General features: G+C 62.4%; 9 protein-coding genes. 5 read left to right on the top strand and 4 right to left on the bottom strand.

The features are described from left to right. Positions 1 to 48: 48 nt before the first annotated feature. Positions 49 to 1056 carry a bifunctional heptose 7-phosphate kinase/heptose 1-phosphate adenyltransferase gene (locus J8C05_RS10355; RefSeq protein ID WP_211422105.1) on the top strand — a complete coding sequence of 336 codons (1008 nt, stop codon included), beginning with the start codon at positions 49 to 51 and terminating at the stop codon, positions 1054 to 1056. After that, positions 1053 to 2120, top strand: a complete 1068-nt coding sequence (dusB, locus tag J8C05_RS10350) for a tRNA dihydrouridine synthase DusB (protein WP_211422104.1) — start codon at positions 1053 to 1055, stop codon at positions 2118 to 2120. Before J8C05_RS10355 ends, dusB begins: the two co-directional genes overlap by 4 nt. A 57-nt stretch (positions 2121 to 2177) precedes the next feature. Here dusB and J8C05_RS10345 read toward each other — a convergent pair whose 3' ends face one another. The 4 genes from J8C05_RS10345 to J8C05_RS10330 form a co-directional block, all read right to left on the bottom strand. Beyond that, positions 2178 to 3782, bottom strand: a complete 1605-nt coding sequence (locus J8C05_RS10345; protein WP_211422103.1) for an acyl-CoA carboxylase subunit beta — start codon at positions 3780 to 3782, stop codon at positions 2178 to 2180. 22 nt (positions 3783 to 3804) lie between these two features. Further along, positions 3805 to 5241 (bottom strand): amidohydrolase, encoded by a 1437-nt coding sequence (locus J8C05_RS10340; protein WP_246840696.1) that lies wholly within the window; start codon positions 5239 to 5241, stop codon positions 3805 to 3807. A gap of 15 nt (positions 5242 to 5256) precedes the next feature. Next, positions 5257 to 6684, bottom strand: a complete 1428-nt coding sequence (locus J8C05_RS10335; RefSeq protein WP_211422102.1) for an FAD-dependent oxidoreductase — start codon at positions 6682 to 6684, stop codon at positions 5257 to 5259. Between the two features lie 153 nt (positions 6685 to 6837). Beyond that, a complete protein-coding gene (locus tag J8C05_RS10330) occupies positions 6838 to 9522 on the bottom strand; it encodes a valine--tRNA ligase (RefSeq protein WP_211422101.1) in 2685 nt (894 codons plus the stop codon). Positions 9523 to 9742: 220 nt separating this feature from the next. On the opposite strand from J8C05_RS10330, the gene J8C05_RS10325 reads away from it, so the two are divergent. The 3 genes from J8C05_RS10325 to J8C05_RS10315 all read left to right on the top strand — a co-directional run bounded on the left by J8C05_RS10325 (position 9743) and on the right by J8C05_RS10315 (position 12505). Then, positions 9743 to 10579: a 2Fe-2S iron-sulfur cluster-binding protein gene (locus J8C05_RS10325; RefSeq protein WP_211422100.1), complete on the top strand. Its 837-nt coding sequence runs from the start codon at positions 9743 to 9745 to the stop codon at positions 10577 to 10579. Positions 10580 to 10769: 190 nt separating this feature from the next. After that, positions 10770 to 11840 carry an AAA family ATPase gene (locus J8C05_RS10320; protein WP_211422099.1) on the top strand — a complete coding sequence of 357 codons (1071 nt, stop codon included), beginning with the start codon at positions 10770 to 10772 and terminating at the stop codon, positions 11838 to 11840. Continuing rightward, positions 11837 to 12505 carry a DUF4276 family protein gene (locus J8C05_RS10315; protein ID WP_211422098.1) on the top strand — a complete coding sequence of 223 codons (669 nt, stop codon included), beginning with the start codon at positions 11837 to 11839 and terminating at the stop codon, positions 12503 to 12505. The genes J8C05_RS10320 and J8C05_RS10315 overlap by 4 nt, the downstream gene beginning before the upstream one ends. The last annotated feature ends 33 nt before the right edge of the window (positions 12506 to 12538 follow it).

The following is a 12538-nucleotide window of genomic DNA, read 5'->3' as shown; positions in this document are numbered from 1 at the left end:
CGCAACGGCCGGTGAGCGCGCGCCTGTCCGCAAAAAGGTTCTCTCCACATGCCGCTGTCTGCGTCCTTACGTTTCATCCTGTCGCGCTTTCCGGCGCAGCACCTGCTTGTCATTGGCGATGCCATCGCGGATGAGTTTATCCACGGCACGATTGCCCGCGTGTCGCGGGAAGCGCCGGTGCTCATCCTGCGGCACGAGTTCACGGAAATCATCCCCGGCGGCGCCGCCAATGCCGCGGCCAATGCGGCTGCCCTGGGCATCCCGACGACCTGGATTGGCGTCATCGGCCGTGACCGTTCCGGGCGGCGCGTCCTGACTGACCTGCGCCGGCGTGGCATCGGCACCACACCGGCGGTGGTGCTGCCGGGGCGTCCGACGCCGACCAAGAGCCGCGTCCTGGCCGGCTTGCCCAATGCCGCGCGCCAGCAGGTGATTCGGCTGGACCGCGAGGAAACATCTCCTCTGCCGCCGGGCGTCGTCGAAACCCTGACGGCCCGGGTACGCGCCGCCCTGCCCACGGCGACCGGCGTAGTGCTGTCCGACTATGGCTACGGCAGCACACCGCCCGAAGTGATTGCGCTGCTCCGGGCCTGGCACAAGGCCACCCGCCTGCCGGTCGTGGCGGATTCACGGCACCGGCTGGCAGACTTTCACAGTCTGACCGCCGCAACGCCCAACCAGGAAGAAGCCGAACGGCTGGCCGGGGCGACCTTCCATGACCTTGACGCCGCCAGTTACCATGCAGAACGGTTGCGGGCGCAGCTTGCACTCGATGCCCTGCTGCTGACACGCGGTGCGGACGGCATGACCTTGGCCCGGTGTGGAGCGGCCCCGCTGTCCATCCCGGTTCACGGCAGCCGGACGCCGGTGGATGTGACCGGCGCAGGCGATACGGTCCTCGTGGCCTTTACCGCTGCGCTGGCCGCCGGGGCTGACTGGGAAACGGCCATGCATCTGGCCAACATTGCCGCCGGTATCGTCGTCATGAAGCGTGGCACGGCGACCGTCTCGGCGGCGGAAATCGAAACGGCTCTCTCGAACGAAGACCTGCCATGACCTTTGCACTGCCGACCGCTTTTTCCATTCGGAACGTCGTCATTCAACCGCCGCTGGTGCTGGCCCCTATGGCCGGGGTGACGGATTCCGCCTTTCGGGGACTCATCAAGCGGCTGGGGGGCGTGGGTCTGATCGTGACGGAGTTCATCAGCGTCGAGGGCCTGACGCGCGGCAACCTCAAAACCCACAAGATGATGAAGTTCACCGACGCGGAACGTCCCATCTCGATTCAGTTCTTTGGGGTTGATCCGAAGCGCATGGCCGATGCCGCCGAAGTCGCCCAGGAAGCCGGCGCCGACATTGTGGATGTCAACTGCGGCTGTCCGGCCAAAAAGGTCGTCGGACGCGGGGCCGGTTCGTCGCTGCTCCGTGATCTGCCGCATCTGGCCGTCATTTTGCGGGAAATGCGCCGGCGCATCACCATTCCGCTCACGATCAAGATTCGTACCGGCTGGGACGACAACTCGATTGTGGCCGTGGAAGTCGGCAAGCTGGCGGAAGATTGCGGCGTTGAGGCCATTGCCATTCACGGGCGGACGCGCATGCAGGGCTACAGCGGGTTCGCCAACTGGGACATCATCGCCCAGGTCAAACAGGCGGTTTCCATTCCGGTCATCGGCTGCGGGGATGTCCGCCAGCCGGCGGATGCCATTCGCCGTTTCCGTGAAACCGGCGTGGATGGCGTCATGATTGGCCGCGGCGCCATGGCCAACCCGTGGATTTTCCGGCAAACCGCCGAAGCCATGCGCGGCGAAACGCCCTACCGCCCGACGCTCTACGACAAACGGGATGTCCTGCTCGAATACTTTGACCTGATGCTGGCGGAGTGCCCGACGGAAACGGCCGCCATGGGCAAGGTCAAGCAGCTCTGTGCGCAGTTTACGAAGGGCCTGCCGGGCGGGGCCATCTTCCGTACCCAGGTGTTTCACGCCCAGACCCGGACGGAACTCACCGAACGCATTACCGACTACTTTACCCGCATGGGTGAACGGGAAGCCTCCGGCGAGTGGCTGCCGGAGCCGGAAGAAGCCCTGGATGAGGTGCCCGCCTGTGCGCATGTGTAGGGGCAGGTATGGGAACCTGCCCATGTGCACATGCGCATACCTGCCCATGTGCGGCAGCTACATGCGGAAGACGCCATAGCGGGGCGCCGGTTCCTCGGCAAAGCCGGAGTTGTAGGACATCGAAATGCCAATGGCCAGGACGCGCCGGGTGTCGCGCGGGTCAATGATGCCGTCGTCCCAGAGTCGCGCCGTGGCGTAGTAAGCTGACGATTGCGCCTCGAACTGTTGGACGACTTCGCGCCGCATGGCTTCCAACTGTTCCGGGTTGGGCGTCTGCCCACGGGCTTTCATAGCCGCCAGCCGTACCTGCACCAGGACGCCGGCGGCCTGTTCGCCGCCCATGACGGCAATCCGGCTGTTGACCCAGGAAAAGAGCAGCCGTGGGTCGTAGGCGCGGCCGCACATGGCATAGTTGCCGGCCCCGTAGGAGCCGCCCACGATGACTGAAAACTGCGGCACGGTGGCATTGGACACCGCCTGGATCATCTTCGAGCCGTGCTTGACGATGCCTTCGTGCTCGACCTTGCGGCCAATCATGAAACCGGGCGTGTTGTGCAGATAAATGATCGGGATGCGCGCCTGATTGCAGAGCTGAATGAAGTGGGCCGCTTTGAGGGCGCATTCCGAAAACAGAATGCCGTTGTTGGCGATGATGCCGACGAGAAAGCCCTCGATGTGGGCGTGGCCGGTCAGGAGCGTCGGGCCGTAGTCGCGCTTGAATTCGAGAAACCGCGAGCCGTCCACAATCCGGGCGATGACCTCACGCATGTCGAAGCTTTTGCGCGGGTTGGCCGGAATGATGCCCAGGAGTTCGTCCGGGTCATAGGCCGGCAGCTCCGGCGTCTGGTAGTTGGGCACCGGCGGTTTGCGCCAGTTGAGGCTGGCGACGATCTCGCGTCCAATCCGAATGGCGTCAGCATCGTCTTCCGCCGTGTAGTCACTGACGCCCGACACGCGCCCGTGCATGTCCGCGCCGCCCAGGGTTTCGTCGTCAATGTCCTCGCCCGTGGCCGCTTTGACCAGCGGCGGCCCGCCGAGAAACACCTTGGCCTGCCGCCGGACCATGACGACGTAATCGGACATGCCCGGCACATACGCGCCGCCGGCCGTGCTGCTGCCAAACACAAGGGCCACCTGGGGAATGCCCCGCGCCGACAGCCGCGCCTGATTGCCGAAGCCGCGGCCGCCCTCGACGAACATTTCCGCCTGGTAAAACAGGTTGGCCCCGGCCGATTCCACAAGCGAGATGCAGGGCAGACGGTTTTCAAGCGCAATTTGCTGTGCGCGCAGGCTTTTCTTGACCGTCATCGGATAAAACGCGCCGCCCTTGACCGTGGCATCGTTGGCCGTGATGAGGCACTCCACACCGTGGACGCGCCCGATGCCGGCAATGAACGAGGCGCATGGCGCTTCGTTGTCGTACATCTCCCAGGCCGCCAGCGGCGACAGTTCGAGGAAGTCACTGCGCGGGTCAATCAACTGCTCGATGCGTTCGCGGGGCAACAGCTTGCCACGACTGCGGAAGCGTTCCTGAGCCGCCGGGCCGCCGCCCTGCCGGACAAGTTCCAGACGCTCCTGCAGTTGTTCGCACTGCGCCAGCATGGCGGTGTAGTTGGTCTGGAATTCTTCGCTGTCGGTTTTGATTTTCGACTCAATCAGCATAAGGGGTTCATCAGGCGTAAGATCACTTCTGCAAACTTTCGAGAATCCGCGTACGGAAGGTGGCTGTTTCCCGGCGGATGGCCGCTTCGTCAAGTGTCAGGATGCGCCGGTCACGCATCAGCAGTTTGCCGTTGACGACGACGGTTTCCACGTCGCTGCTTTTGGTAGCATAGACGAGCGTCGAAGCAAGCTGGTAGTTGGGAAGCTGGCGCGGGTTGGACACATCCACGATGATGAAATCCGCCAGCTTGCCGGCTTCGAGCGAGCCAATCCGGTCGGCCATGTGAATGGCCCGGGCGCCTTCAATCGTGGCCATTTCCAGTACGGCTTCCGCCGGCATCGTCGTCGGGTCGCGGCGCACAACCTTGTGGAGCTTGGCTGCCGTGTCCATTTCCTCAAACAGGTCAAGGTCGTTGTTGGAAGCTGCACCGTCCGTTCCCAGCCCAACGGCGAGTCCGGCGGCGCGCATCTCCGGGACGGCAGCCACACCGGCCGCCAGCTTCATGTTGCTCTGCGGGCAGTGGGCAACGCCCACGTTGTACTTTTTCAGAATGGCGTATTCATCCGGCTGGGTCTGGATGACGTGCGCGGCAATCGTGCGTGCGCCCAGCACGCCAACCCGTTCGACGTGCGGAATCGGACGCCTGCCGTATCGCTCCAGAATGGTCTGGGTTTCGGTATCGGCTTCGGCAAGGTGAATGACCAGTGGAACGCCATGCTTGTCAGCCAGCTTGCGGCAGGCGATGAGCGTTTCCGGCGCGCAGGTGTAGGGCGCGTGGGGTGCTACGGCCGGCGTGATGAGCGGATGGCCAGTTTTGTACTTCTGGATAAACCGCTCGGCCTGCGCCAGTCCAATCTGCGGCGTCAGGGCGTCCGGCACGGGAAAGTCAATGATGGTCTGTCCCACAATGGCGCGCAGTCCGGCGGCTTCGGTGACATCGGCGATGTCGTCCTCGAAGTAGTACATGTCCACAAAGCAGGTCGTGCCGCTGCGGATCATTTCCAGGCAGGCGAGGCGCGTCCCGGCCCGGACCATTTCGCGGGTGACGTTTTTGGCTTCGGCCGGGAAGATGAACTTCGTCAGCCATTCCTGAAGCGCCAGATCGTCGGCCAGTCCGCGAAACAGTGTCATCGGGACGTGCGTGTGGGCGTTGATGAGGCCCGGCAGGACGGCCTTGCCGCCGGCTTCGATGACCGTCTTCGCCCGATACTGGCCGGCTTCGGCGGCCGTGCCAACGGCCACGATGCGATCGCCATGCACGGCGAGGAAACCATCGGGGATGACGCGCCGCTGGGCGTCCATCGTCACCACGGTGCCGCCGCGCACGAGCAGGTCAACGGTGGTGGTCGCGCGCATCTGGCCGGGCGTCAGCAGCAGGGCCGACGCCAGCAGCCAGACCAGGATGAAGGTAAGGGAGGGAAACGCTTTCAACCGGGAGTGCAAGGCAGAAGCCGCCATCCTTGTGTCTCGGATTCAGCCGCGCGCCAGCGCCCCCTGGCTCCGGTGGGCTTCGAGAATGGCTGCCGCCGCGCGCCGGCCGCTGGATACCGCGCCTTCCATACTGTCGTAAAAGCGTTGCTGTGTATAGCCGCCGGCCAGAAAGAAGTTGGGCACCGGTGTTTTTTGGGTCGGGCGCAGGCGGTCAATGCCGGGTTTCGTGGCAAAGACCGACTGGGGGACACGCACGACGGTGGCTTTGGTGACGTTGGCCTTCGGGGCCGTGTTGGGAAAGCAGGATTTGACGTTTTCCCAGACGCGCCCAACGATTTCTTCATCGCTCTGTCCGATGATGTCGCGCGCCGGCGCCACGACAAACTCCATGCGTGAGCGGCGCTGCGCCATTTCGGCCTTCTGGTCAAGGAAGTAATCCGGGGTCGTGTTCCCGAAGTCGGCATAGACCGGGATGATGCCGTCGGGGCAGAAAAGAATGTTGTCAATGAAGGAAATCTGGCGGTCAAACCACATCTGCACCGTGACGACGGGGACGCCCTCAAACTGGTCCAGGTTGCCGAAGAAGGGGTCTTCCTTGAGTTCGGACGGAATGACCCGCTGGAGTTTGTGAATCGGCAGGGCCGTCAGGTAGTAGTCGCCCACGATGCGCTCGCCGGTGATGAGTTCAACGCCGGCAATCTGGCGCTTCTCATTGAGGAGCAGCGTTTTGACGTTGCAGTTGGTACGAATCCGGCCACCCTTGTTCGTGATGTAATCGGCCAGCGGCTGCGTGAGATGTTCCTGGGGCGAACCCTTCAGAAAACCCATGCGGGAAGCGTGCGGCTCGCGCAGGAACGTCCCGGCCACGTCCAGCACGACTTTGGCCGAAATTTCTTCGGGCGGCATGAACTTCAGCGACAGCGTCATGGGCAGAAACATCTTCTTGAGCATGCGCTCGTTGATGCCCCAGCGCCGATGCCATTCCTGGTAGGTGTAACGGTCCTGCTCGGCCATGTACTGCTCATTGCCAAACACCATCGGGAACAGCGACTTGCCCAGTGTCAGCTTTTCGGGCAGCGAAAAGTAGTGGTTCTCGAACACGGCCGGCAGCAGATGCAGCGGCGAGGGAAGTTTTGTCGTGCGGAAGCTGAACCGTTCACCGCCGGCGAGCGTGTAGGTCAGTTTGTGTTCTTTCCACAGGATGCGGTTGTAGATGCCGAGTTCCTTCATCAGTTCGTAGATTTCGACGTACGCCCCGAAAAAGACGTGCAGACCGGTTTCAATCCAGTCGCCGTCGGCATCCTTCCACGCTGAAACCTTGCCGCCGAGAATGGGGCGCTGCTCCAGAAGTTCAATCTCAAAGCCGTTGTCCACGAGGGTTTTGGCGGCGGCAAGTCCGGCGAGACCGCCGCCACAGATGATCACGCGCGGGCGTCCGCCCGTTGCCGTTGCCAGTGCTGGTGCCGTCATATCCTGAAAAAGCCTTCTCTGGGAAATTGCCTGTGGGGGCTGGTCATTGAAGCGCGTTACAGTATCACCTTGCCCGGCGGCTGCAATGTCTGCTTGCTGACGGGCGCAGCCGCCGGCTGGAACGGCTGCACCGCAGGTTTCCTGACGGTCTTTTCAGCCAAAGGTGGCGAGGGTTTCCCGCAGGGCCGCAAGCTGGTTTTCGAGCGCCAGCCGTTGTTCCTGCTTTTCCGCCACGACTTCCGGGGCGGCGCGTTCAGCAAAGCCGGGCCGGTTGACCACTTCCAGAAGCTGATGCAGCGCCTTTTCGTGTTTGGCGATTTCCTTTTCGAGGCGCGCGCGTTCGGTCTGGGCATCCACGAGTCCGGCCAGCGGCAGTGCGAGCCGGACGCCTTCCGGCGTGACGCTGCGCGCACAGAAGCCCAGATCGGGCAGTTCGTCGTGGGCGACGACGGCCGTGGCGCGGGCCAGCCGCAGGATAGCTGGCTTTTGCGCAAGCAGCAGTTGGCTCAGGGAAGCATCAGCGGCAAAGTGCACCTCGACTTGGGCGCTCGGTGGCAGGTTCATTTCGGCACGGATGTTTCGGACGCGGCTGATCAGGTTGATGACGGCTTCCATCTGCCGTTCGGCTTCCAGGTCAAGGTCGGCAACGGCGGCCTTTGGATAGGGAGCCATGCACAGGCTGGACGGCCGCTCGCCGTCCGCCCAGACATAGCGGCTCACCTGCTGCCAGAGTTCCTCGGTGATGAAGGGCATGAACGGATGCAGCAGCCGCAGGGCATGTTCCAGCGTTGCGGCCAGACGGGCGCGGGCAGCCGTTCGCTCCGGTGTGTCCTCAGCCGCCGAGACGACGGGTTTGACCAGTTCGATGTACCAGTCGCAAAAGTCGTTCCAGAAGAACTTGTAAAGCGTCAGAGTGGCGTCATGGAAGCGGAAGTTTTCCAGCGCCTCGGTGACTTCAGCCGTGACGCGCGTCAGACGCGACTGCATCCAGCGGTCGGCCAGTCCGGGCTTGTCTTCCGGGCGGGGCAGGGGCGCGGCCGGGTCGGGCAGGTTGCCGAGCGTGAAGCGGGCGGCGTTCCAGATTTTGTTGGCGAAGTTGCGCGCCGCCTCCATCTTGCTTTCCTGGAGCTTGATGTCGTTGGCACCGGTCACGGCCGAGACGAGCGAAAACCGTACGGCATCGGTGCCGTATTTCTCAAAGACTTCGAGCGGGTCCACGACATTGCCCTTGGTCTTGGACATTTTCTGTCCCTGGGCATCGCGGACCAACCCGGTGACGAAGACGCAGCGAAAGGGCACATCGCCGGTGAAGTGCAGGCTCATCATCATCATGCGCGCCACCCAGAAAAAGATGATGTCAAAGCCGGTGACGAGCACATCGGTTGGGGTGAAGCGTTGCAGGTCGGGGTTGGCGGCGTCGCGCGCCGGATCGCCCGTCCAGCCGAAGGTCGAAAAAGCCCACAGGGCTGAAGAAAACCACGTGTCCAGAACGTCCTCGTCCTGCGTCATAGGTGCGTCATCGGGCAAACCAAGCTGATGACGCGCTTCCGCTTCCGAACGCGCCACGGCTAGGCGGCCGTCCGGCGCATACCACGCCGGAATGCGATGCCCCCACCACAGTTGGCGCGAGATGCACCACGGGCGGATGTTTTCCATCCAGTCGAAGTACACCTTCTCCCACGAACTGGGGATAAACCGCGTGCGTCCTTCGCGCACGGCGACAATGGCCTTTTCGGCCAGCGGCTTGACATCGAGAAACCACTGTTCGGAGACGAGCGGCTCGATGGGAACGCCGGAACGCTGGCAGTGTCCGACGTTGTGCGTGTAGTCCTCGACCTTGACCAGCGCGCCGAGTTCGGCAAGCTGCTGGATGACCTTTTCGCGCGCCTTGAAGCGGTCAAGACCGGCGAAGCCGGCTCCGGCGGCTTCAGTCATTGTGCCGTCTTTCCCGATGACGACGATGAATTCCAGCCCGTGGCGCTTGCTCAGCTCGAAGTCGTTGGGGTCATGGGCCGGGGTGACTTTGACGGCTCCGGTGCCAAAGCCGATTTCCACGGCTTCATCGGCAATGATTGGAATGTCGCGCCCCACGATGGGCAGCCGGACGCGCTGCCCGATGAGATGCCGGTAGCGGTCATCGGCCGGGTGGACCGCAACGGCCGTATCGCCCAGCATCGTTTCCGGGCGGGTCGTGGCGACGATGATTGTTTCCTCCCGTCCGATGACCGGGTAGGCCAAGTGATAGAGCTTGCCCCGAACCTCCTTCATTTCGACTTCGAGATCGGAAACGGCCGTTTGAAGCTTTGGCGACCAGTTGACCATGTAGGCACCACGGTAGATGCGGCCTTCCTCATACAGCCGCACGAAGACTTCGCGCACGGCCTGACTGAGACCCTCATCGAGGGTGAACCGCTCCCGCGACCAGTCCACACTGACGCCCTCCAGGCGCATCTGGCGCTGGATGGTGCCGCCGGACTCGGCTTTCCAGTCCCAGACGCGGGCTTCAAACCCGGCGCGGGTCAGGTCGGTCCGCTTGATACCTTCGGCGGCAAGCTGTTTTTCCACAACCATCTGTGTGGCGATGCCGGCGTGGTCGGTGCCCGGCAGCCAGAGCGTGCACCGGCCCTGCATCCGTCGCCAGCGGATCAGCACGTCCATCAGGGCGTGCTGAAGGGCGTGCCCCATGTGAAGCGAGCCGGTAACATTGGGCGGCGGGATGACAATACAGAACGGCTGGCCCGTTCCCTGGGGCTGGAAGTATCCGCCCTGCTCCCAGAACGGATACCACTTCTGTTCGATGTGTTTGGGTTCGTAGGCTTTGGGTAGGTCGTGTGGCATGGCATCGTGTTGCGAATGGGGTGTGAAGGGCCGCCCCGGGGGCTGTGTCGGGTGAAACCTGCCGCCGATGGCGCAGCGCGCAATGTTCTAGCAGGAAGTTTCACTGATTTCACGGCTTCCAAACCGTCTGGTGTCTGGGGTAGGCTTCCGGGGTGGAGAAGGCTCTGCCGCTCCCTGTCTGTCCCCGGTATATTCCTGAACTTTTGGCGAGAAAGACCTTATGCCGACCGTAACGTTTCAGCCGTCCGGGCAGAAAGTTGAAGTCGCGCCCGGCACGACTTTACTGAGTGCCGCCCAGCAGTCCGGCCAGCCGTTGCTTCATTTCTGTGGCGGCCACGGCATTTGTCAGACCTGTGAAATCCGTGTGGATGCGTCCATGGCGGCGGCCCTGTCCGAACCGGACGCCAAGGAGCGGCGCTGGTTCGACCCTGGCGACCTGGCGGCCGGACGGCGGTTGGCCTGTTGCGCTCAGGTTCAGAAAGACCTCACGGTGACATTGCCGGCGGCAAAGCGGCTTGATATTGCCACCCAGTTTGAAAAGCTGACCTTCAGCGAGGGGCTGCAACTGTGGTTTCGCATGGTGGCTGCCGCTTCGGAAGACTTCCTCAACCATGCCCGCCACGGCTACGCCGCCGTGCTCAACGGACTGGAGACCGTACAGGAAAAGGGTGTGGCCGAACTGCCAACGCTGACGGCGCAGTTTGTCAATGCCAGCCTGACGAGCGGCATTCTGGCCTTTGAAGCCGTAGCGACCGGCATGGCGCGGAGCATGAGCGGTTTCGCGGCATCGCCAGCCTCCGCGACCGCGCCGGCGGCTTCTCCCGCGCCCACGGCGGCCACGTCGCCCAGGCCGACGCCCAAGGCAGCAGAGGGCGAGTCCGGGCCGGAAACCAAAACCTCCGAAGCCAGGCCGGTGGCAATGGAAGTCAAGCCGCGGCCGCGTCCCGGCAGTGAGACCCGTTCGGCTGGCGAAACTCGTTCCCGCAGCGAGACCCGTCCGGGTAGTGAAACCCGTTCAGGTACGGAGCCGCCCAAGCCCGGTGACCGGCAGCCGTAGCATGTTCAGGGAGCGCGTTCAGGGGGCGTGTTCGGGGCGATTGGGAAACTTTTACCTGTCGGCAACATGTCGGTAACGTGCCGCACTAGAATAGCTCGTGGGTGAGCTTTACCAGTCTGGCTTTGTGGCATCGGAAAACCTTTCGATGCCACTTTTTTTCTTTCCATGATGGAATGGCTGGGGGCTTGCGATGCGTACCTTGCGCCAACTCAGGATTGCCGGTTTCAAGTCTATTGCCGATGCCGAGCTGACCTTCACCGACCTCGACATCATCATTGGCGCGAATGGTTCAGGAAAATCCAACCTGATTGGCGTCTTCCGGTTGCTGGAGCGGGTGCTCTCACGCAACCTGCAACTGTATGTCGCCGGTGAGCCGGATCGTTTCCTGCACCACGGCCGAAAAACCACACCGGCGCTGTCGCTGGACTTTACCTTCGATAAAAATGCCTACGGCTTCAAACTCAAGGCGGTCCAGGACACGCTCATCTTTGAGTCCGAGCGCGTCGAATACAGTGGCTACTGGACGTATGGTGAGCCAATCGCTGTTGGTCACAAGGAAAGCCAGCTTGAAGAAGCGGCTGGCGCCTACAAGAACCAGATTCCCAGGTTCGTTTTCCCCAAGGTACGGAATCTCGTCGTCTATCACTTTCACGATACCTCGGACAGCTCACCGGCAAAACAGATGGCCGACCTGGAAGACAACCGGTTTTTGCGTCCTGATGCGGCCAACCTGCCGGCATACCTGTACTGGTTGCAGGAAAAGCATCCGCGTCATTTCCGGCAGATCGAGGAGTATATCCGTCTCGTCGCGCCGTTTTTTGAAGGCTTTGCACTGGCACCCTCGCGGCTCAACGAGAAGAAGATCAAGCTGGAGTGGCGTCAAAAAGGCTCGGCGGCGTACTTCGACGCCTATTCCCTCTCGGACGGTACGCTCCGTTTCATCTGTCTGGCGACATTGCTGCTCCAGCCTTCACCGCCGGCGCTGATTTTGCTCGACGAGCCGGAACTCGGTCTGCATCCCTTTGCCATTCGGATGCTGGCCGAGATGCTGGAAGCGGCTTCCAGGCGGTCACAGGTGTTGCTGGCGACGCAGTCTGTGACCCTGCTCAACCACTTTGCGCCGGAGCAGGTCATCGTCGCCGAGCATGACGGGCTGAAAACGACTTTCAACCGACTCAACAAAGACAGGCTCAGGGATTGGCTGGAAGCGTACAGCCTGGGTGAGTTGTGGGAGAAGAACGTCCTGGGGGGGCGTCCATGACCCGGCTGCTGATGCTGGTTGAAGGGCAAAGCGAAGAAATTTTTGTCAAACGGGTACTGACGCCACACTTGGCGTCATACGGCGTACATGTTGCCCATCCCGTCGTTTTGTGGACAAAACGTTTACCTGCCGGAAGCGGATTTCGCGGCGGCGCGGTGGGTTGGCAACAGATTCTGGGAGACCTTCGGCGCTTGCTCAGAGATTCTGATGCCTGGGTGACGACCATGCTTGATTACTACGGGCTGCCGAAGGGCTTTCCGGGACAGCAGGCAGCACAGGGGGCTGGTTCGGCGCAGCAAAAAGTTGCCCGGTTGGAAGCCAGCTTTGCACAAGCGATCAACCATCAAAGGTTTATTCCGTTTCTGGCGCTGCACGAATTTGAAGCCTGGCTCTTCAGCGACCCTGAAACCGTTGCCGACTATTTCGGGCAGGCCAAGCTGGCGAACAGGCTGCATGCCATCCGGTCGCGGGCTGGCGGGACGGAACTCATCAACGACGGTCAGACCACGCATCCCAAGGCGCGCTTGTCTGCTCTGATAGCTGACTACAGGGAAACTTCAGACGGCCCGACGCTGTTGCACCGGATTGGCATCGCGGCCATTCGGGCTGTCTGCCCGCATTTCGATACCTGGCTGAAACGGTTGGAATCACTGGGTAAGCCATGACCGGCTGCGGGTTGGCAAGCGTCGGTGCGTCCT

It is taken from the genome of Chloracidobacterium sp. N (genome assembly GCF_018304765.1).
Taxonomy (GTDB): Bacteria; Acidobacteriota; Blastocatellia; order Chloracidobacteriales; family Chloracidobacteriaceae; genus Chloracidobacterium; species Chloracidobacterium aggregatum.
The sequence above is the reverse complement of the archived record's forward strand: the minus strand, read 5'-3'. Positions and strand labels throughout refer to the sequence as shown.

Bases quoted from the DNA above. Each gene is read 5' to 3' on its own strand.
- J8C05_RS10355 (WP_211422105.1), top strand. From the start codon at position 49: ATGCCGCTGTCTGCGTCCTTACGTTTCATCCTGTCGCGCTTTCCGGCG.
- dusB (WP_211422104.1), top strand. From the start codon at position 1,053: ATGACCTTTGCACTGCCGACCGCTTTTTCCATTCGGAACGTCGTCATT.
- J8C05_RS10345 (WP_211422103.1), bottom strand. From the start codon at position 3,782: ATGCTGATTGAGTCGAAAATCAAAACCGACAGCGAAGAATTCCAGACC.
- J8C05_RS10340 (WP_246840696.1), bottom strand. From the start codon at position 5,241: ATGGCGGCTTCTGCCTTGCACTCCCGGTTGAAAGCGTTTCCCTCCCTT.
- J8C05_RS10335 (WP_211422102.1), bottom strand. From the start codon at position 6,684: ATGACGGCACCAGCACTGGCAACGGCAACGGGCGGACGCCCGCGCGTG.
- J8C05_RS10330 (WP_211422101.1), bottom strand. From the start codon at position 9,522: ATGCCACACGACCTACCCAAAGCCTACGAACCCAAACACATCGAACAG.
- J8C05_RS10325 (WP_211422100.1), top strand. From the start codon at position 9,743: ATGCCGACCGTAACGTTTCAGCCGTCCGGGCAGAAAGTTGAAGTCGCG.
- J8C05_RS10320 (WP_211422099.1), top strand. From the start codon at position 10,770: ATGCGTACCTTGCGCCAACTCAGGATTGCCGGTTTCAAGTCTATTGCC.
- J8C05_RS10315 (WP_211422098.1), top strand. From the start codon at position 11,837: ATGACCCGGCTGCTGATGCTGGTTGAAGGGCAAAGCGAAGAAATTTTT.